Annotated in this window: 19 protein-coding genes and 1 tRNA gene; 3 read left to right on the top strand and 17 right to left on the bottom strand. The window is 63.6% G+C overall.

All coding sequences use genetic code 11. The features are described from left to right. Nucleotides 1-221: 221 nt before the first annotated feature. The 3 genes from CCD76_RS15750 to CCD76_RS15760 are packed head-to-tail and all read right to left on the bottom strand — an operon-like array spanning nt 222 to nt 3,114. Nucleotides 222-878: a LutC/YkgG family protein gene (locus CCD76_RS15750; protein ID WP_087720399.1), complete on the bottom strand. Its 657-nt coding sequence runs from the start codon at nt 876-878 to the stop codon at nt 222-224. Next, nucleotides 875-2,362, bottom strand: coding sequence for a LutB/LldF family L-lactate oxidation iron-sulfur protein (locus CCD76_RS15755; RefSeq protein ID WP_083387290.1), 1,488 nt, complete (start codon nt 2,360-2,362; stop codon nt 875-877). Before CCD76_RS15755 ends, CCD76_RS15750 begins: the two co-directional genes overlap by 4 nt. Next, the gene (locus tag CCD76_RS15760; RefSeq protein WP_071231405.1) at nt 2,359-3,114 is read right to left on the bottom strand and encodes a (Fe-S)-binding protein; all 756 of its coding nucleotides are present in this window, start codon (nt 3,112-3,114) and stop codon (nt 2,359-2,361) included. Before CCD76_RS15760 ends, CCD76_RS15755 begins: the two co-directional genes overlap by 4 nt. 268 nt (nt 3,115-3,382) lie before the next feature. Between CCD76_RS15760 and CCD76_RS15765 the strand changes: the two genes are divergently transcribed. Further along, nucleotides 3,383-4,171 (top strand): GntR family transcriptional regulator, encoded by a 789-nt coding sequence (locus CCD76_RS15765; protein WP_071231406.1) that lies wholly within the window; start codon nt 3,383-3,385, stop codon nt 4,169-4,171. Here CCD76_RS15765 and CCD76_RS15770 read toward each other — a convergent pair whose 3' ends face one another. Together CCD76_RS15770 and CCD76_RS15775 are read right to left on the bottom strand one after the other, a co-directional pair. Next, nucleotides 4,172-4,705, bottom strand: coding sequence for a gamma carbonic anhydrase family protein (locus CCD76_RS15770; RefSeq protein ID WP_071231407.1), 534 nt, complete (start codon nt 4,703-4,705; stop codon nt 4,172-4,174). Nucleotides 4,706-4,757: 52 nt separating this feature from the next. Further along, entirely contained in the window at nt 4,758-6,098 is a 1,341-nt protein-coding gene (locus CCD76_RS15775) for a sodium-dependent transporter (RefSeq protein WP_087720400.1), read from the bottom strand. Nucleotides 6,099-6,376: 278 nt separating this feature from the next. Between CCD76_RS15775 and prlC the strand changes: the two genes are divergently transcribed. Both prlC and CCD76_RS15785 read left to right on the top strand, forming a co-directional pair. Beyond that, nucleotides 6,377-8,428, top strand: coding sequence for an oligopeptidase A (gene prlC, locus CCD76_RS15780; RefSeq protein WP_087720401.1), 2,052 nt, complete (start codon nt 6,377-6,379; stop codon nt 8,426-8,428). Nucleotides 8,429-8,495: 67 nt separating this feature from the next. Further along, the gene (locus tag CCD76_RS15785) at nt 8,496-8,753 is read left to right on the top strand and encodes a YheV family putative zinc ribbon protein (protein WP_087720402.1); all 258 of its coding nucleotides are present in this window, start codon (nt 8,496-8,498) and stop codon (nt 8,751-8,753) included. 33 nt (nt 8,754-8,786) lie between these two features. Here the strand turns inward: CCD76_RS15785 and CCD76_RS15790 are convergent, their stop codons facing one another. The 12 genes from CCD76_RS15790 to fdxH form a co-directional block, all read right to left on the bottom strand. Further along, a complete protein-coding gene (locus CCD76_RS15790; protein WP_071231410.1) occupies nt 8,787-9,449 on the bottom strand; it encodes a haloacid dehalogenase type II in 663 nt (220 codons plus the stop codon). A gap of 220 nt (nt 9,450-9,669) precedes the next feature. Next, nucleotides 9,670-10,341 (bottom strand): metal-dependent hydrolase, encoded by a 672-nt coding sequence (locus CCD76_RS15795; RefSeq protein WP_071231411.1) that lies wholly within the window; start codon nt 10,339-10,341, stop codon nt 9,670-9,672. A gap of 165 nt (nt 10,342-10,506) precedes the next feature. Beyond that, nucleotides 10,507-11,040: a superoxide dismutase family protein gene (sodC, locus tag CCD76_RS15800; RefSeq protein WP_071231412.1), complete on the bottom strand. Its 534-nt coding sequence runs from the start codon at nt 11,038-11,040 to the stop codon at nt 10,507-10,509. 87 nt (nt 11,041-11,127) lie between these two features. Then, nucleotides 11,128-11,973 (bottom strand): methylenetetrahydrofolate reductase [NAD(P)H], encoded by an 846-nt coding sequence (gene metF / locus CCD76_RS15805; protein ID WP_322528028.1) that lies wholly within the window; start codon nt 11,971-11,973, stop codon nt 11,128-11,130. 195 nt (nt 11,974-12,168) lie between these two features. After that, nucleotides 12,169-13,227 (bottom strand): cation diffusion facilitator family transporter, encoded by a 1,059-nt coding sequence (locus tag CCD76_RS15810; RefSeq protein WP_083387291.1) that lies wholly within the window; start codon nt 13,225-13,227, stop codon nt 12,169-12,171. 163 nt (nt 13,228-13,390) lie between these two features. Then, nucleotides 13,391-13,534, bottom strand: coding sequence for a hypothetical protein (locus tag CCD76_RS20075; protein ID WP_157957115.1), 144 nt, complete (start codon nt 13,532-13,534; stop codon nt 13,391-13,393). A gap of 532 nt (nt 13,535-14,066) precedes the next feature. Next, a tRNA-Sec gene (locus CCD76_RS20080) sits at nt 14,067-14,162 on the bottom strand. 29 nt (nt 14,163-14,191) lie between these two features. Continuing rightward, nucleotides 14,192-16,198 (bottom strand): selenocysteine-specific translation elongation factor, encoded by a 2,007-nt coding sequence (selB, locus tag CCD76_RS15815; protein WP_087720403.1) that lies wholly within the window; start codon nt 16,196-16,198, stop codon nt 14,192-14,194. Continuing rightward, nucleotides 16,195-17,655 (bottom strand): L-seryl-tRNA(Sec) selenium transferase, encoded by a 1,461-nt coding sequence (selA, locus tag CCD76_RS15820; protein WP_256961335.1) that lies wholly within the window; start codon nt 17,653-17,655, stop codon nt 16,195-16,197. Before selA ends, selB begins: the two co-directional genes overlap by 4 nt. Before the next feature lie 198 nt (nt 17,656-17,853). Then, on the bottom strand, nt 17,854-18,816 hold the full coding sequence (gene fdhE / locus CCD76_RS15830; protein WP_256961336.1) for a formate dehydrogenase accessory protein FdhE: 963 nt from the start codon (nt 18,814-18,816) through the stop codon (nt 17,854-17,856). Then, entirely contained in the window at nt 18,800-19,447 is a 648-nt protein-coding gene (locus tag CCD76_RS15835) for a formate dehydrogenase subunit gamma (RefSeq protein WP_071231415.1), read from the bottom strand. Before CCD76_RS15835 ends, fdhE begins: the two co-directional genes overlap by 17 nt. Further along, on the bottom strand, nt 19,444-20,382 hold the full coding sequence (gene fdxH, locus CCD76_RS15840) for a formate dehydrogenase subunit beta (protein ID WP_087720404.1): 939 nt from the start codon (nt 20,380-20,382) through the stop codon (nt 19,444-19,446). The genes CCD76_RS15835 and fdxH overlap by 4 nt, the downstream gene beginning before the upstream one ends. Nucleotides 20,383-20,391 lie beyond the last annotated feature (9 nt).

Consider the following 20,391-nt stretch of genomic DNA (forward strand, 5'->3'; position numbering starts at 1 on the left):
ACCGGCTTCACCGCCTTGCGTCAACCGATTTATTCAATCAAATCAAACGCTTGGCCTTCTTCTCCGCTGCCTCCAAAACCCTGTCTCGGCGTCAGCGGATGCGTACTTTACGGATCCGATGCCCGCTTGGCAAGCCCCTGACTCAAAAAAAGTGAAATCGATAACAATTACCTGACACGATAGGCTCAAAGCACGCCTCTGACCGCGTCGTCAGCAGTGCCTCAAGCCTGGCGCAACAGCACGACGAGCTGCTTCGGCCCGTGCACGCCATAGACCAGCGTCTGCTCGATATCGGCCGTCTTGCTCGGCCCCGAGATCAGCAGCGCATTGGTCGGCATCCGATCTGCCCAGCATTTGTCGCGCAGCACATCGAAGAAGGTGTCGTGAACATGGTCGGCATCCAATACCGCGATATGGAGCGGCGGCACCAGGCTCAACCGCCGCGGCTCGTCCGGTGTAGGCCATAGGAAGAGACTGCCGGTTTCGGCGATACCGCCCAGAGTCGATGTCAGGCCCGCATCGACATCCTCGAACTGCTCCCGACTCCAGCTTTCAATATCCCGATCGGCGTCGACCACTTCGATGTCATGCGCCGCCAGCGTTCCTCGAGCCTCGCTAGCCACGTCATGGAGACGCCCCAACGCCAGCGTTCCGACTCCTTTGTCGGCCAGGACCTGAACCAGAGCCCGAGCCCAGTCCGCGCGGGACGTCCTCACCACCTCGCCTCGTACGGCCGTGATCATCGCTTCGAAACGCGCCAGCCGCTCTTCCCGGTTCCAGCCTCGCGCCGTCATGACGGCAAAGTCGCTGGTCGGAACCGCAATATCGCCATCCAGGCGTTGGCGCAGGCGTTCGAGAATCGCTTCCCTTGCACTCATGAGTCGCTCTCCGTTCGGCACCGCTCTCGCATCATGCCATGCAGTGTCTTGCTCGCGGGTTTGGGCGCCACGCGATAGTCCGTCCATGGCGGCAGGTGGCCGGGAGATAGCCGGCGAAAGCGCCCGGCCACTCCCGTACCCAACCTCCAGAAAGCGGGATGCGTCGCTACCCACTGCCAGCTTTTCCAGGCCGCGACTTCTTTGGCATTACGCTTGACGCCGGCACCCGGCACGTTGCCTCGCCCCTCGCCAACGGACTCCTTGCGCAGCCGCACCAGCAGATCGGGAATCGGAATCTTGACCGGACAGACTTCGCCGCAGGCGCCACACAGACTGGACGCACTGGGTAGATCGCGCGTCGCATCCAGCCCCAGCAAGTGCGGCATCAGAATCTTGCCGATGGGCCCCGGATACGTCGTGCCGTAGGCGTGCCCGCCGACACGCGTGTAGACCGGACAATGATTCATGCAGGCACCGCAGCGGATGCAGCGCAGCGTATCGAGCAGTTCGTCGTCCTGATAGATACGTGACCGGCCATTGTCGACCAGCACCAGATGGACCTCTCGCGGGCCGTCGTGCTCTTCGGTCCTGCGCGGCCCGGAGATCATGTTGAAGTAGGTCGTCACCGGCTGCCCGGTGGCAGAGCGCGTCAGCAAGGCATAGAGAGGCGCGACATCCTGCAGATGCTCGACGACTTTCTCGATCCCCGTCACCGCGATATGCACCGGCGGCACCGTGGTGGTCAGCCGCCCATTGCCCTCGTTTTCCACCAGGCAAAGCGTGCCGGTCTCTGCCACCGCAAAATTGACACCGGAAAGCCCCACGTCCGCGGTCAGGAAGCGTTCTCTGAGCTGAGCCCTCGCTGCCGCCGTCAGCGTATCGGCATCCAGCGTTCGCGCGATGCCGGTCTTGTCATGCATGAGATCGGCGATCTCGCCGGTATTCTTGTGGATCGCCGGCATGATGATGTGCGACGGCGTCTCGTGGGCCATCTGTACCAGGTATTCACCGAGATCCGACTCCAGCGCCTCGATGCCCGCCGCTTCGAGATGCGCATTCAGATGCATCTCCTCGGAAACCATCGACTTGCCCTTGATCATCCGCCTGGCGCCCCGCGATTCGCAGAGCTTTCGAATGATGCGACAGGCCTCGTCGCCATTTTCTGCCCAGTGAACCTGGATACCGTTGGCCTGACAGTTGCGTTCGAGCTGCTCGAGCAGATCCGGCAGCTTGGCCAGCGCTCGGGCTCGCACGTTGGCGCCCAGCTGACGCAGCGTCTCGAGATCCCATTCGGCAAAGACATCCCGACGCTTGCGCATCAGCCCATCCATTGCGCTGCGAAAGTTGCCTCGGATCTGCGGATTGTTGAGCGCATCGTGCGCCTGCGCATGGAAATGCCGCGGGTCGAACGTCTGGACCTCCGGCGTCGCCGCCCCGCCCTGAAGCGTTTCTTTGGGGGATTTGGCCGTCGAAGGCGTATTCATGCCGTGCGCCTCCATAGATAGCTGGCGATATGCTCGCCACGCAGCGCGCGCCGTTCATGCTGGAGATGACCATCGATATTCATCAGACAGCCGCAATCGGACGTCACGAAGTGCTCCGCCTCCGCGGCTTCGAGCGCCGCACCTTTGTCGGCCACCATCGCCGCGGAAACTTCCGGGTGACGCACGGCAAAGGTGCCGCCGAACCCACAGCATTCCGCGGCGCGCGCCTGCTCGACCAGCGTCACATTACTCAGTTGCTGAAGTAGCTGCGGCCCCGTCTCCGCCAGCCCCATCTCCCGCCGAGCGCTGCACGACGTATGCATCGCCAGTCGCTGCGGTTCTCCCCGGTCGACCAGCCGCACGTGGCAGACATGGACCAGGAATTCGGTCAGTTCGAAGACTCGCGACGCTACCGCTTCTGCCTGCGCTTGGCGTTCGCTATCCGCAAAGAGCTGAGCGTAGTGCGTGCGCATCATTCCGCCGCAGGAGCCCGACGGCACGATGATCGGCCACGGTTCCGGGAACAGATCGAGTTGCGCGGCAGCGACGGCACGCGCTTCGTCATGATAGCCGGACGTGTAGGCGGGCTGACCGCAGCAGGTCTGATCGTCCGGGTAGATGACCTCGACTCCCTCCCGCTCGAGCAGGTGAACGACATCCATCCCCGCCTCGGGATAGAAGAGATCGATCAGACAGGTGCCGAACAGATAAACCTTCTCGGGCTTGGCGGGATAGAGCTTGACTGGCGTCATGTCATGGTCCTGGTTCGTCGGGATTCTGCCGTGGGCGCTGGACAACGCCTTCGCAAGCCCGCTTTGGTTTTACCAATTGACACTTTAATTTCATCCCATTATTACCGCTCAGAAATGAGGGTCAAACGAAAGCCCGCGAATTCCCGCTCCACGCCCTTATACTTTGGTTTATCTGCCGTTAGAAAGCGCATTTCTCTGACCGGACATCTTTGAAAGATGCCAGAATATTGGTAAAACCAATTTCAAACTACCACCAGGAGTCCGACCAGTGGCCTACCCCTCCGTCAGACAACCTCGCTTGGCCGACGTCATTACCGAACGCCTCGAGGCAATGATCCTCGAGGGCAGCCTCAAGCCCGGCCATCGCCTGCCGGCCGAACGAGAGCTGGCCGAGCGCTTTGGCGTTTCCCGCCCCTCGTTGCGCGAGGCCATCCAGAAGCTGGCCGCTCGCGGCCTTCTGACCAGTCGGCAGGGTGGCGGTACCTATGTCAGCGAACGTCTCGCCGACAGTTATGGCGACCCCATGCTGGAGATGCTGTCACGCCACGAGGAGTTTCATCTGGACGTGCTGGAATTCCGCGACGCCATGGAAGGAATTACCGCCTACCACGCGGCGATGCGGGCGACACCAGCAGACAAGGAGATGCTGCAACGGCGATTCGAGGCACTGGATAGAAGCTACAAGGACCCTGACCAGCAGAGCGATCCGCTACGCGAAGCCAAGGCCGACGCCGCCTTTCATCTGGCCATTGCCGAGGCGGCGCACAATGTCCTGATGCTGCACACCATCCGCGGTCTCTTTCACCTGCTGGAGAAGAGCATCGTGGCCAACCTCGCGCATCTGTTCGAGCGCCCCAACGCCCGCGAACGACTGATGGCACAGCACCGCGCCCTGCTCGAGGCAATTCTGGAAGGCCGCGCCGAGGACGCCCGCACACTGGCGCACGAGCATCTCGACTACGTCAAGGCGGGACTGATGGACCTGCAGCGCGCCGAATCTCGAGCCCGGCGCGCCGAAAGGCGATCGCAGTTGCTGAACGACCGCCGCGATAGTTGATCACTCGCCGGTCAGATGCTGATCCTTCAGCTTGACGTAGTTGGCGGCAGAGTAGGCGAAGAACTCCCGCTCCGCAGGCTTGAGTTCACGTAGCGGCTTGGCGGGGTTACCGGCATAGACATAGCCGCTCTCCAGGACCTTGCCGGGTGGCACCATGGCGCCGGCAGCGATGATCACCTCGTCTTCGACCACGACCCCATCCAGCACGACGGCGCCCATCCCGACCAGCACGCGGTTACCGATTTTGCAGCCATGCAGCGTGGCCTGGTGGCCGATCGTGACCTCGTCCCCGATCACCAGGGGCTGACCGCCCGGGTTGTAGTCGCTGGCGTGGGTGCAGTGCAGTACGCAGCCGTCCTGCACGCTGGTTCGTGCGCCGATACGAATGCGGTGCACATCGCCGCGAATGACCGCCATCGGCCATACCGAGCAGTCATCGCCCAGCGCGACGTCACCCAGCACGACGCAGGTGTCATCGATGAACACCCGCTCGCCAAGGCTGGGCGTGACACCCTGAAACGTTCGAATTGCCATGGTTTTCACTCCTGTCGCTATCCAGAATACGTCGGACTATCGGAAGCATTGTCTACATCAGGCTCGTCACCAGCACGACAGCGGTCAGCGGAATCGACACGTAGCGCACCAGCCCCAACCACAGACGAAAAGCGCCGGGGCCGACGCCCAGCGCTGCCACGGCAGCCTCCCGGGACATTTTCCACGCCGCGAAGATGGCAATCAGCAGGCCGCCGACCGGCAGGAAGATATCCGGCGGTATGGTCGACACCAGTGCGAAGAAGTTCATCTCCCCGATCCAGTGCACATCCGCCAGCGTAGAGAATGACAACACCGACAACAGCCCCGTCAACCACACCAGCACCCCGATCAGGATAGCAGCCCGGCTACGCCGCCATCCGGCCCCGACGAGCATCGACACCATCGGCTCGGCCAGATTGATCGAGGAGGTCCAGGTCGCGACGAGCAGCAACAGAAAGAAGGCACCCAGCCAGACCTGCCCGCCGGGCAGTTCGCTGAAGGCGATCGGCAGCGTGACGAACATCAGCCCCGCCCCCTCGGCGGGATCGAGACCATGGGTGAAAACGATGGAAAAGATCGCGATGCCGGAAAGCAGCGCCACCGTAATATCGAGCACCGCCACGCCGAAGACCGCCCTCGGCAGGCTCTGCTCATCGGGCATGTAGGCGCCATACGCCATCAACGCGCAGGCCCCCACGGCCAGGGTGAAAAAGGCGTGCCCCATGGCGTTGAGCACCACGCCCCAGGTAATCGCGGACACATCGGGGGTGAACAGCCAGTGCATGGCGGCGCCGAAGCCGGAGGTCGTCACCGCGTAGCCCCCCAGCACGATCAGGATGCCGTAGAGCAGCGGCATCATCATATTGTTGAGCTTCTCGATACCGTTGGCGATGCCGGCCGCCACCACCGACATCGTCAGCAGCATGAACAAGGTATGGTTGAAGGTCATGCGCAGCGGGTCGGCCAGAAACGCATCGAAGCTCGCACCGATCTCCTGAGGCGAACGATTCACGAAACTGCCGTTCACGGCACTCACCAGATACTCGATCGACCAGCCGGAAACGACCGAGTAGAACGACAGGATGAAGAAGACGGTGATCGCGCCGAACAGCCCCAGCCATTTCCAGTGGAGGCTGACATCGGCCTCGTCTGCCAGAAAAGCCAGCGCCTGCATCGGGCTGCGGCGACCGGCGCGCCCGATCATGATCTCCGCCATCATCATCGGCAGCCCCAGCAGCAACACGAAGACGACGTAAAGGAGCAGGAAGGCCGAGCCCCCGTTCTCGCCGGTCATGTAAGGGAAGCGCCAGATGTTGCCCAGGCCGACGGCAGCACCGGTGACCGCCAGAATAAAGGCGCGGCGGGACTGCCAGCGCTCCAGAGTTTCACTCATCATTCGAGACCTATGTCTGACGGTTGCGGCCGATGTCGGCAGGCCATGATGCCATGCGACGATAACGAAAACGCGAAGAGCCTATCAGGCACCTGGCGGAGCGCCAATCTCGAGCGTGCCGACGCTTTCGCCCCGCGTATTCTGGCCGGAACCCGGAATGAACATGCGTGTGGGTACCCGGGATCGATCTGGACCGTAACCCGAGCAGGGCTTCGGATTGAAAGCGGTGCCGGCTCCCCCCATATAGGATGAAACCGATCCCATCGTCCGAGGTGACCATGTCGAATAACCCGCTGCTCGAGCATCATACCCTGCCGCCGTTCGAGGCGATTCGCCCCGAACACGTCGTTCCGGCCATCGAGAAGATCATTGCCGACAACCGTCAGGCCACGGAGGCGCTCGCCCAGCAGCAGGACGTGAGCTGGCAGACGCTCGCCGCGCCGCTGGAAGCGCTCGAAGATCGCCTCTCCCAGGCCTGGTCGCCGGTTTCGCATCTCAACTCGACGATGAACAACGATGCCCTGCGCGAAGCCTACCAGCAGTGTCTCGCCATGCTGTCCGAGTACAGCACCTGGGTCGGCCAGAACACCGCGCTGTTCAAGGCTTTCGAACGCCTGCGGGAAAGCGACGAGTACGCCGCGCTCGATACCGCCCAGCGCAAGGCGATCGACAATACGCTGCGCAACTTCCGCCTGGCAGGCGTCGATCTGCCGGCCGAGAAGAAAAAGCGCTACGGCGAGATCCAGGCTCGCCTGTCGGAACTGGGCAACACCTTCTCCAACCAATTGCTCGACGCGACGCAGTCCTGGCAGCTGGACCTGGACGATGCCGAGCGCCTGAGCGGCTTGCCGGAAAGCGCCCTCGAAACGCTCAAGGCGAATGCCGAAGCCAAAGGCAAGACCGGCTACCGGATTACCCTCGACGTGCCCAGCTTCCTGCCGGTCATGACCTTCGCCGAAGATCGCGAGCTGCGTCGCGAGGTCTATACCGCCTACGTCACTCGCGCTTCCGACCAGGGGCCCAAGGCCGGCGAGAACGACAACGCCCCGGTCATCGAGGAAACGCTGGCACTGCGCCAGGAACTGGCGAAGCTGCTCGGCTTCGATACCTACGCCGACTACTCTCTGGCCACCAAGATGGCCGAAACGCCCGAACAGGTGCTGGGGTTCCTCGACGACCTCGCCGAACGTGCGCACCCACAGGCCCAGCGCGAGTTCAACGAACTCGAAGCCTTCGCCAAGGAAACCCTCGGCCTCGACTCGCTGAACCCCTGGGATACCGGCTTTGCCAGCGAAAAACTCCGGCAGTCGCGATACGACATCTCCCAGGAGCAGCTGCGCCCCTACTTCCCCGCCCCGCGCGCCGTCGAAGGGCTGTTCCGCGTTACCGAAAAGCTCTACGGCATCCGCATGGCGGAAAATCCGGAAGCGCCGCGCTATCACCCCGACGTGCAGTACTTCGACGTGCTCGACGGCGATCGCCCCATCGCCGGTTTCTATCTGGATCTCTACGCCCGGGAAGGCAAGCGTGGCGGCGCCTGGATGGATGTCTGCCGGACTCGCCTGCAGCGCGAGAATGGCGAGCTGCAGTTGCCGGTCGCCTATCTGACCTGCAACTTCACGCCTCCGGTCGCCGGCAAGCCGGCGCTGCTGACGCATGATGAAGTGCTGACGCTGTTCCACGAATTCGGCCACGGCCTGCATCACATGCTGACGCAGCAGACGGTCGCCGACGTTTCCGGCATCAGCGGCGTCGCCTGGGACGCCGTCGAGCTGCCGAGCCAGTTCATGGAAAACTTCTGCTGGGAGCGAGAGGGCCTCGACCTGATTGCCGGTCACGTCGATACCGGCGAAAAGCTGCCGGACGACCTGCTGAACAAGCTGCAGGCCGCGCGCAATTTCCAGTCGGCGATGCAGATGATGCGTCAGCTGGAGTTCTCGCTGTTCGATTTCCGCTTGCACCACGAGTGCCAGAAGCCGACTGCGGCGGACGTTCAAGCGTTGCTCGACGACGTACGCGCCAAGGCCTCGGTCGTACCCACCGTCGACTTCAACCGTTTCCAGAACGGCTTCGCGCACATCTTCGCCGGGGGGTACGCCGCCGGTTACTACAGCTACAAATGGGCCGAAGTGCTCTCCGCGGATGCCTACAGCGCCTTCGAGGAAGCCGGCATCTTCGATCCCGAAACCGGCCGTCGTTTCCGCGAGACGATTCTGGAACAGGGCGGTTCGCGGGAAGCCGCGGAACTGTTCGAAGCCTTCCGCGGCCGCGAGCCGAGCATCGATCCGCTGCTGCGCCATGCCGGTATCGAACCCCGGAACGCGGCATGATCGCCGGTTTCATCAATGAGCCGAGTGGACGCCTGCGGGCGTCCGCTCAACGATTGCGAGGTAACGCATGACCCAGACGCCGAAACGCTTCATCGCCGGTGCGATCTGTCCGCGCTGTTCGGCCATGGATCGCATCCGCTCGTGGGAACAGCACGGCATTCGCTATCGGGACTGCGTGAGCTGTGACTTCTTCGAACAGCTGCCCATCGAGGACGACACCATCCCGGAAGTCCCCACCCGGGTGAATCAGCCTCGGGAGCGCCAGCGACCCGCGAGCGAAGAGATCACGCCGGTGCGTATTCTCGATCCCCGCAAGCCGTATTGATATCGAGAACGACGAGGTTGACGGTCGGCCTCGTCAGGCAGCGATGATCCGCTCGACCAGACGTGCCAGATCGTCGTCATGCCAATCCGGCACCTCATCGAGTGCCGGATCCATCGCCTTGCCCGGCCGCGCGACGAAGCCGGTTCGCATGCCGGCCGCATGGGCTCCGATCAAGTCCCAGCCATGGGCGGCGATCATTGCCATCTCGTGCGTATTCACGCCCCAGTGTGCCGCCGCGTGGCGATAGGGCTCCGGCGCAGGCTTGTAGCGCTCGACGCTCTCCACGCTGAGAATGGCGCCGAAGTAACCCTCCAGCCCGGCATGTTCCAGTTGCTGATGCGCCGCCTTCAGCGCGCTATTGGTCAGTGCCGTCAGCGTATGGCCCTGATCACGAAGCGTCGTCAGCGCCGCCGTGACGTCGCCATGGGCAGGCATCGAGAGGATACCGTCGACCAGCGCCTGCTCGTCGTCGGCAGTTATCGCGACGCCTTGCTTGGCACCGAGCTGGCGCAGCGCACTCCTGGCGAGGTTGGAGAAGGGTTCGAATCGCCCGATCAGGTTGGTCGTCATCCAACGCTCCTGAAGGGTCAGGAACCACTCCGGACGTGCGGCTTCGCTGTCGAACCAGCGCTGGAACAGCGGATCGAGCGCGCGCGTGTCGAGCAGCGTTTCATTGACGTCGAATACCAGATGCATAGCGACCTCCTTGTCGTGAATGGCGGGATGGCACGTCGAGCGGACGAGATGAGCGTCTACCGCTCAAGTACGTAGAGAGGATAATTGTCGGAGAAGAAGAGTCTAGAGAGACGATGAGTGTAGAAAGAAACCGGACCGAGCGCCTGCCGATCTTCTCGCCCCACTCCGGGAAGGCGAATTACGCTTCCCTCGCCATCGAATGCGGCGCGACGGTTCCGCGTCAGTGCCAGAGCGCCATGCCTTGCGCGATCAGCTGGCGCAGTGCCGCGAAGGAAGGCAGCCAGCTCAGCAGGTGTGCCGATACCAGCGCCAGCATCAGCGCGCTGCCCGGCGCCTGCCAACTGAACAGCTTGAGCGCCGTGCCGAAAGAGCGTTTGAGTCGCGCGCCGGTGAGATCGACGCTGTACAGCTCGTCCAGCGTCAGATGAATGACGAAGCCCAGCGTCATCGCCAGCCCGTGGATCCAGGCCAGCCGCTCCGGCTGACCCAGCAGCGAAAAGCTGATCGCTGCAGTCGACAGCCCGCTGACGCCCGCCGCCAGCAGTGAATGCCAGAGCCCGCGATGCACTGTGAAGCGGGCAAACAGGGCGCCGGCCAGATAGCGGACACCGACATAGACACCGCCGCAGGCAACGAACAGATAGGCCGGCGTGACCCTGTGCTGCAGCACCAGCACCGCCAGCACCACCGCGACGACGGCCAGGATATTGAAGATCAGGCGAATGGCCTGGGACTGGTCGGCATCGATATCCGGCAGGATGCCGCCGAACGCCACGAGCAAGGCTACGGCCAGCGCCTGCCAACCGGTCCACTGCCCCGCCTGCCAACCGGCCTGAGCGACGACGGCTCCTCCGACGCTTGCCACGCCCAAATGCGTTCGAAAATTGGCCATCGGCCCGGGCGCCCCATACCTGGATAAATGAACAGATTATGGCGCGACGGCTGTCCTGAAAACAATAGCTTACGCAGAATGAACGGATAACGCGCACCGTCCCGCAACGCAGAACGGCCCTGCCAGTGGCAGAGCCGTCGTCGGTGGGTTTCTGACAGGCACGGATCAACTGCTCTTGATAACTCCGCAGGCAACCCGACTACCGCCACCGCCGAGCTTGGGCTCGTCGGAATAGTTGTCGCCGCCTTCATGGATCATGAAAGCATGACCGCTCAAGTCGGACTCCTCCAGGCGGGGGGCCAACAGCAGCGTAGTGGCATTGCCATCCTCATCGATCATCAGCGCGGGGAGATCGCCAAGATGGCCCTCGTCGCTGTATGGCCCTCGGTGAGTGCCGGTCCCCTCGGGGTCGAAGTGCCCGCCAGCGGCGCCAGCGGGCGTCACTTCACCATCGCTTTTGCTGGTCTCGCAGTTGGCGTTCTGGTGGAGGTGGAACCCGTGAATCCCCGGATTCAGACCGGAAAGATCCGGCGTCAGCAGCAAGCCGTGTTCGGTGTCCTCGGCCATCACGGTGCCGACGCTATCGCCGACGCCGTCGCTGGAGACCGAATGCATCTCTACGCGGGTCTCGGCCTGGGCCGCAGTGCTCAGCGTCATTGCCAGACTTGCGCCGAGCGCCAATAGTGTCTTCTGTCGCATGTCGTCTTCCTGTCCGTGGGTGACAGACTTCAAATTAGACAACACACGACGATGACGCGAATCACCTGGTCAATAGTCGAGTTCGGGTCAATGCTTGAACGCGAGGTTGTCGAGTACCCGTAGCGTCGGCGCCGACTGATTCAGTGTGTAGAAATGCAGGCCCGGCGCACCGCCATCCAGCAGGCGCTGGCAGAGATTCGAGATCACCTCCGTGCCGAACGCCTGAATGCTCTCGCTATCATCGCCGTAGGCTTCGAGCTGCTTGCGGATCCAGCGTGGGATATCGGCGCCGCAGGCATCGGAGAAGCGGGCCAGCTTGGTGTAGTTGGTAATCGGCATGATCCCCGGCACGATCGGGATCTCGACGCCCATCGCCCTTACCCGATCCACGAAGTGGAAGTAGGCGTCGGCGGTGAAGAAGTACTGGGTGATCGCCAGGTCGGCACCTGCCTTCGCCTTGCGGGCGAAGTTTTCCAGGTCCCGTTCGAAGCTCGGTGCCTGCGGATGCGCTTCCGGATAGGCCGCTACCGCGATCTCGAAATGATCGCCGGTCTCGGCCCGGATGAATTCGACCAGTTCGTTGGCATAGCGCAGCTCGCCGGCACCGCCCATGCCCGACGGCAGATCGCCGCGCAGCGCCACCAGACTGTCCACGCCATCCTCGCGATAGGTCTGGAGCAGCTCGCGAAGCGCGCCTTTCTCGCTACCGATGCACGACAGATGCGGTGCCGTGCTGACACCGCTGCGACGCACCGTCTTGACGGTATCGAAGGTCCGGGCCTGAGTGGAACCGCCGGCACCGTAGGTCACGGAGAAGAAGCGCGGATTCCGCGCGGCCAGTGCATCGCGTACCCCGCCGAGCTTTTCCCTTCCTGCTTCGGTATTGGGAGGAAAGAATTCGAAACTGATGCCCAGCGGCGGCTGCGTGCTCATGATATGACTCTCTTCGATGCAAGCCAGCGTGACGACACGCCAGCCGAAGGTGTCGTTCTCGGACCGTGACCTGAAAACGACCACCGATGATGGATTGACGACGGATGTCGGCGATTTTGCCTGCCCGAGGCGATCACGGCCAATGAAACTTTCCCGCCGTCGTCATGAATCCCGATCATCGAGACGGCGGCCGATTCATGGATGCACGACCATGCCGTGGTTGCACTCCCCGCCGGTCAGGCAGTCTCGGGTTTCGACCTGCAGCGTGGCATGCTGGATGCCGAAGCGGCTCTGCAGCATGTCGTAGGCGCGCTCGATCACGTCATCGTGCAGCTCCGGCGTCTCGATCACCAGATGCACGCTGAGCAGCGGATCCTGCGGCGTCAGCCCCCAGACATGAATGTCGTGCAGGCTCTTGACCCCGTCGACGCCAAGCAGCGCCTGGCGGATCTGGCCGATATCGATTCCTTCCGGCGTGCCCTCGAGCAAGGTGTGCGACGAGCGCCGCAGAATCTTCCAGGCGGCGCGCAGGATCAGTCCCGCAGCCAACATCGACAGCAGCGGATCGATCGGCGTCCAGCCGGTCAGCAGGATGACGACGGAGGCGACGATCGCCGCCACGGAGCCCAGCAGGTCACCAATGACGTGCAGCACGGCGCCGCGCAGGTTGAGATTCTCCTGATCCCCGCCGTGCAGGATCTTGAAGACCACCAGGTTGATCAGCAGCCCCAGGATCGCCACCACCATCATCGGCCCCGCCAGCACCTCGACCGGCTGGGTAAATCGCCTAATCGCGGCGATGAAGATCCATACCGCGATCGCCAGCAGCGTCAGGCCGTTGACGAAGGCGGCAAGCACCTGAAAGCGCTGATAGCCGAAGGTGCGCAGCTTGTCCGGGGCCTTGTCGCCCATGTAGAACGCGAACAGCGCGAGACCGAGCGAGAAACTGTCGCTGAACATGTGCCCGGCATCGGCCAGCAGGGCCAGGGAGCCGGAGATCCAGCCGCCAACCACCTCGGCCAGCATGAACCCGGCGGTCAGGATCATCGCCAGCCTCACCCGCTTGGCGCTGTCCGCCGTTACGGTTGGCGCATGATCGTGCGAGTGGTCATGGGAATGATCATGGGAGTGACCATCACGAGAGTGGCCATGGGAATGGTCGTGATCCTGTGAATGGCCATGAGTCTCGCTGTGAGCATGGCCCTTGCCAGCGTGATCGTGTGAATCGTGACGAGAATGATCGTGCGAGGCCATGAGACCTGTCCTGACGGGAATGTCCTCGAATCTTAGCGCACGACCCCGACGCTATTGTATTACAACGCCTGCCTTGCCTTGACGATAGCTCTAGGCACCGCCATCGACAGCAACGCGGGATCGTCACCATCCGGTGACGAAAGTCCGAAGTTCGACCACGGTATCAGTCGTCACCGCGCCCCGGACGCTGTCGCCATAGATCCCAGGCGATCCCGACGGCAATGCCGGCACCGATTCCCCAACTCCACTCGGCCGTCGACATCCAGACGACCAGCCCCACCACGATACCTATCAGGGAACCTTGCATTGTCTCTCCATCGATAGCGATGCTTTGATGCGTCTCATTGTAAGGATTGCGCCTCGAAGAGAAAGCGCCTTGTCGACAGGCCCCTCAGGGAAGACTGGCCTCACGGCACGGAAGCGGGCAGGGATGGAGCGAATAGGAATAGCGTGAAGATAACGAACGGATCGCCGACGTCGACGTGTCGCACACGCCAGAACGGGACAGAAAAAGCACGAAGAAGGCAGAGAGAAAATGCAGCGATTGGAAAGAAGAGCCCACTCCCACGTTCCTTTGCGGTGAGAGCCACTTGGCTAAGTGGGCACCCTCAGGATGAACCGTCATCGCTGGCTCTCCAACGTATTTTTCGTAATCTCTCTATCAGTTTTGTTAATAGCAAAACTTAAGTGTTCTTAATCATGCATTTATAGGTAACCAGCGCTTCGATAAAAGCGCGTAATTTTTTGCAGCCGGCAAGCATCATCGCTAGGCGCTTGACGGAGGGCGAGACATCGACGGCGGCCGCAGGCAACAACCGGCACATCCGGAAAGGAAAGGGTGGCGGAAGAGAGAGGGAGTCGAACCCACCAGGGACTGCTGGCAGCCCCTACAGGAGTTGAAGTCCTGGCGCCCCACCGGGGAACGATTCTCTTCCAGGCGTTCGGCCATCGAAGGCCAAACCCGTCATTCGAATAGCATATCCTCCCGGATCACTTTGTGACTATCCCCAATGCGCCGCGTGAAGCCGATTCGATCGAAAAATTCGAGAATCGACACCGCCAGTTTCCGCCCGCAGCCGACCCGATCCCGAAAATCCGCCGCCTTCGCCCCCGGCGACGCCTCGCTATCCAGCTCGCGAATCACGCCAGCCAGCTCGGCGACATGGGGCGTCAGGAAGAAATGATCGTGGCGCAGCTGGTAGACGCTTCCGAGCAGCGCACAGCTTCTCAGCAGACGCCGCACCTCGCCTTCCTCCCAGCCGAACTGCTGGGCGATATCCCGCACACGCGGCGGATCGTAAGGCGAGGCCTCCAGCAGCGGGCGAACCTGCTGCCAGCGCCGGGCCTCTTCCGGCGACAGCGAAGCCTCGTGGGAGGCCAGGGCCACAAACGGACCATGCTGCACGATCTCGCCACCCGTTTTCCAGCGTTCCAGTAGTGGCCGAAACAGATTGGCCGGCAGTTGGGGCGCTACCATCCGGCGAAGGCGATCGATATCGACGCCGCGCATCGCCGGTTCGAGTTCGTGCAGTTGCGCCAGCCGGTCCAGCGCCTTGTGATAGAGCATCTGCTGCGTCATCTCGGGGAGCGCATGACTGCTTCCCTGACCGGCAATGACCCACCAGCCGGCAAGCGTTGCACTACGCTCGAGCTCGCTCGATTCACGATCGAGATTGTCCGAGAGCGCAGACAGATCGATACCGATCCCGTCGGTCATCGGACGCTGCCAGAAAGCACTGCTGTCCTGAAGACCGTAGGCATCCGGCAGGTATTCGCGCAACTGGCGCAGCCAGGCGAGGCGCTCCGGCTTTCGCGCGCCCCTTCGAGGAGGCGCGACATCGAGCACACTGGCACCTCCCAGCGTCTGGCTGGCGCCGTGATCGCGCACCACGATCCGGTCACTGTGCGCCGCCTGGAGTGGGGACTCGAGCACCAATTGGGCAAGCATCGACGCCCCTGGTGCCAAGGTTTCCCCTTCCAGCAGCGAGATCCGTCCGGTGACGTGGGCACTGCCGTGATGCAGATGAACCGGGGCCCAGTGCTTGATCGGCGGCGACTCGGGCAGCGCGCGCAGCACCACGTCGAGCCGGTGGCGATCGGTGACCCGGGAAGCCTCGGCGACCACCCAGTCCCCCCGCGCGAGACGTCCGGACTCGATATCGGCGCCGCTGAGATTGATGGCACAGCGCTCTCCACGGCTCGCGGACGCCGTGTCGCGATTCTGGCAACGCAGTCCTCGCACTCGGGCGGTCAGGCCCGACGGCAGCAACCGCACTCTGTCGCCACTCGCGATCCGCCCGCTGCGCACCGTGCCGGTCACCACCACGCCGGCGCCCCGCTTGACGAAGACGCGATCGATGGCGAGCCGGAAACGGCCCGCATCGGCCAGCGCCGCCGAAGGTCCGCTCGAGGCCGCATCGTCTCTCGACACATTGTCTTTCGACACATTGTCTCTCGACACATCGGCCGCTGCCGTCCACAGCGCCTGCCCGAGCGCCTCGACGCCCTCTCCCGACGTGTTGGAAAGCGGAAATACCGGCGCATCGGCGAAGACGGTGCCGACCAGCCAGTGCCGCAGCTCCTGCGTCACCTGGGCCACGCGCGACGGCTCGACACGATCGATCTTGGTCAGCGCCACCCAGGCCCGCGTTACTCCCAGCAGCTCCAGAATGCGGGCATGTTCGACGGTCTGCGGCATGATGCCGTCATCGGCGGCGACCACCAGCAGCATCGCCTGGATGCCGACGGCGCCGGAGAGCATGTTGGCGATGAAGCGCTCGTGGCCGGGCACATCGATGAAGCCCAGCGTGGCGCCGTCGAACGCCGGTGGCGATTCGGGATAGGCGTAGCCGGCCTCGATGGTCAGCCCACGCGCGCGCTCTTCCTTCAGGCGGTCGGTAGCGATGCCGGTCAGACCGTGAATCAGCGCCGTCTTGCCATGGTCGACGTGACCCGCCGTGCCGATGATCATGCCTGCTCACTCCAGCGCTGCCGAATCTCGCCGAGCTGTTCGACGAACTGCCGCTCGTCCGCTTCGGTCGCCAGGCAGCGCAGATCCAGCCACAGCGCGCCATCGTGTACACGCCCGATCACCGGACGCGGCAAGGCGCGCAGCGCACGCTCGAGCCGGGATAGCTCGCGACCGCTCCGGCAACGCAGCACCAGGGCGCGGCTATCGAGACGGTCGACCGGCAACGATCCGCTGCCGAGCTGACTACGACAATCCTCGCAGCTCACCCCGGCGAGTCCGTCGACCGCCGCCTCGAGCGTTGGCTGCAATCTCTTCCCCTGCTCGACGATCGCGTCGAGGTCCCGGGCGAGCATCGCCAGCGCCGGCAAGGCGCGTGCCGGAGAATCGCTGTCCCGGTAGCAGCGGAGCGTGGCTTCCAGGGCCGCCAGCGTGAGCTTGTCGCAGCGCAGCGCCCGCTTGAGCGGATGCTGCTTGAGCCTGGCAATCAGCTCGCGCCTGCCGACGACGATGCCCGCCTGAGGGCCGCCGAGCAGCTTGTCGCCGCTGAAGGTCACCAGATCCGCCCCTGCCGCGATCGCCTCCGCCGGGAGGGACTCATGAGGCAGGCCCAAGGCGCGAAAATCGGTCAGTGCGCCGCTGCCCAGATCGACCATGAACGGAATGCCGTGATCGTGGGCGATGGCGGCGAGCTCATGTTCCGGCACACTGCTGGTAAACCCGGTGATCGCGTAGTTGGACGTATGCGCCTTGACGATCAACCCGCTGTCGTCGCCGAGCGCCTGACGGAAATCCCGCCCGTGGGTGCGATTGGTGGCGCCGACCTCGACCAGCCGGCAGCCGGCGGCGGACATCACGTCCGGTATCCGAAATGCGCCGCCGATCTCGATCATTTCGCCACGCGAGATCACCGCCTCGCGGCCGGCCCCGAGCGCGGTGAGCGCCAGGAGCACGGCAGCGGCATTGTTGTTGACGACCGTTGCCGCTTCGGCACCGGTCAATTCGATCAGCAGCGACTCCACCAGACGATCGCGATCGCCACGCCGTCCCTGTTCCAGATCGTATTCGAGCGCGACCGGATGGCGGGCAGCCTGAACCACCGCCTCGATGGCCGCCTCGGAAAGCGGCGAACGCCCCAGGTTGGTATGTATGACGGTGCCGGTCAGGTTGAAGACCGGGCGCATGTTGGGCTGCACCAGGCGTCGAAGTCGATCCGAGATCGCGTCGACCAGTCCTGAGTCACCGGGCCAACCATCGGCAGAGCCGGTGACGTCTTCGAAGGTCGCCGCGCCATCGCTCAGACGCTGGCGAAAGAGCGCCAGCGTTTCGCGGATGGCGCGTATCACCAGCCGATCACCGTGGCGCTGCCGCCACGGCTGGAGTTCGGGATGCTCGAGCAGTGTCGTCACTCCCGGCAACTGGCGTCGGAGATCCATCGATGAGGCGATCGTGTCGGGCATGAATGGCTCGAGGTCGCTGATTGGAATCTCGATTTAATCGTCGAGCTGGCACCAATACAAGTCGCGTGCCGCGTGCCGCGAAAACGATCCTCGCCAACTCACGAAGTTCGCAATCCCTTCCTCGAAGCTCGAAGCTCGAAGCTCGAAGCTCGAAGCTCGAAGCTCGAAGCTCGAAGCTCGAAGCTCGAAGCTCGAAGCTTAGGCCGGCTCGCCCAGCACCAGCAGGGGGTTGAAAGCACGTCTCGCCAGATCCCGGTCGGCAATCATCATGTCCAGTGCCAGGCTGGCCAGGTCATCGGCCAGTGGGTCGGCGTCCGCTTCCCACTCGCGATTGACCCGCTTCAGATAGCTGTGGCAGTGATCGCAGGTCTCGGCCTGAATCGGCAACACCCGCTCGCCCTGCTCGTCCTCGAGCCCGCTGTAGTCCAGTGTCTTGCTGTCACCGCACTGTGCGCACTTGGCGCGCTCGGCGTACCACTCGCTGGCACACAGGCCACACTGCAGGTAGCGCACCCGGGAACGCGCCATGCCGATCTGGATCAGACTGCCGACAGCGGGAGCCCCGCAGCACGGGCACAGGCCGCTGGTAGCGCCCGCCGGCCTGGGCGGCGTGGCGGGCAGCATCCGCGCCTGACGCGTCCAGGCGACTTGCAGCGCAGCGCCCATCAGCGGTGCCATGGCGCGCTGCTCCAGCGGCAGCGGCCGACCCTCGAGCATGGCATGGGCCAACTCGGCACGCTCCGTCTGCGGAAGCCGGCGCAATGCATCGAACCAGCCTCGCTGCGGTTCCACCACCTGCGCGTCGAGCTCCTCCAGCAACGCCTCGAGATCGTCGTGCCACGACATGTCCCGCCACAGGCCGTCGATCGACAAGGGGGGAATGCCATGACGCATCGCCAGCTCCGCCCCGCTCGTCAATGCCGGACGCGACTGCTGAACGACCCGGTGCTGCGCCTCGACCACCATTGCCATGAACTGCAGGTAGGCCGCCATCGCCGGGACACGCTCGGCCAGCTGACGCAGGCGCCGGGCGCGCTCGACGAACAGCTTGCGCGCCGGCAGGCCGACCATCGGAGGCGCCCCCGGTGACGGGGGCGCCTGGCCAAAGGTGTGCTCGCCGGCGACAGCCGGCTCGCTTTCGTTATCAGGGTTGCTGCTCACGGTGCTGCGCCTCCTCTTGTTCGCGGGCCCACAGGCCGTGGTGATGGCGCGCCCAGGCGCGGGTCACCCAGCCTCGGGTCATGGACCGAATCGAGCCCTTGACCCAGATGGCCGCGTAGACGTGAACCACGATGGTGACGATGGCCACGAATGCCGACACGGCGTGGAGCAGGCTGGCGAAGCGGATCAGCGGGATCGGGAAATAGCCGGCGAACCAGGGCCGCCACATGATCACGCCGCTGATCAGCAGTACCGCGATCGACACTACCAGCGCCCAATAGACCAGTTTCTGGCCCGGATTGTACTTACCGATGGGCGGCAGCTTCTCGTCGCGGTTGTCGAGCACGTCGCCGATCTGGCGCACCCACTGGACGTCGTTCTCGCCGAGCAGGTTGCGCCGCACGTGCCGGGCCGCCATGGCGTAGAACAGCAGCACCAGCACCACCCCGAGAAACGGATGCAGGATCCGCGCCCAGACCGGCCCGCCCAGCGTATGGCTGAGGAAGAAGAAGGCCGGATGGAAGAACGCCAGTCCGGAGAGCGCCAACAGCACGAAGACCATTGCCATGGTCCAGTGGTTGGCGCGATCCAGCGGCGAATAACGAATCAGACGATCGCGTGGCATCTTCATCGGTCTTCTCCCCGCGGACGGGTGGCATCGTAGCCGAGCGAGTGAGGCGGCGGCGTGTCGTCCTGCCCATGCCCCGCGTGCTCTTCCGGCTCTTCCTTCGGCCCCTTTGTCATGTAATGGATCACGCCCGCGAACGCGGTGATGCCGATGATCGCCGACATGATCGGCTTGGTCGCGCCCTTCCACGCCCCGACCAGCGGCGAGATGCGCGGATCCTTGGGCAACCCGCTGTAGCGGTTGGGATCATTGGCGTGATGCAGCACGTACATCACGTGCGTGCCGCCGACCCCGGCCGGATCGTAGATACCCGCGTCACGGAAGCCGAGTTCCTTGAGATCGCCCACCCGCTTCTCCGCCCGCGCCAGCATGTCCTTCTTGGTGCCGAACTCGATGCAGTTGGTCGGGCAGGTCTTGACGCACGCCGGCTCCACCCCTGCGTTGACCCGATCCGAACAGAGGGTGCACTTGTAGGACTTCTGATCCTTGGGCGAGATTCGCGGAATATCGAACGGGCACCCGGTGATGCAGTACCCGCAGCCGATACAGTGGTTGGAGTCGAAGTCGACGATCCCGTTGGCGTACTGCACGATCGCTCCGGGGGCCGGGCAAGCCGTCAGGCAGCCCGGTTCGGCGCAATGCATGCAGCCATCCTTGCGGATCAGCCATTCGAGGTTGCCCTCCTGCGTCTCGTACTCGCTGAACCGCATCACGGTCCAGGATTCCGAGGTCAGGTCGGTAGGGTTGTCGTAGGTGCCGTGGCACTCGCCGACATCGTCGCGCAGGTCGTTCCACTCCATGCACGCCACCTGACACGCCTTGCAACCGATGCATTTGGAGACATCGATCAGCTTGGCGACCTCGTCGACATGCCCCCGGACCTGCGGGGGCGTCGTCGTGGTGGCGGAGCGGGCGATGATGTTCTGGGAATTGTCCATATACGCTCC

The sequence above is a fragment of the Salinicola salarius genome, assembly GCF_002179555.1.
Lineage (GTDB): Bacteria > Pseudomonadota > Gammaproteobacteria > Pseudomonadales > Halomonadaceae > Salinicola > Salinicola salarius_A.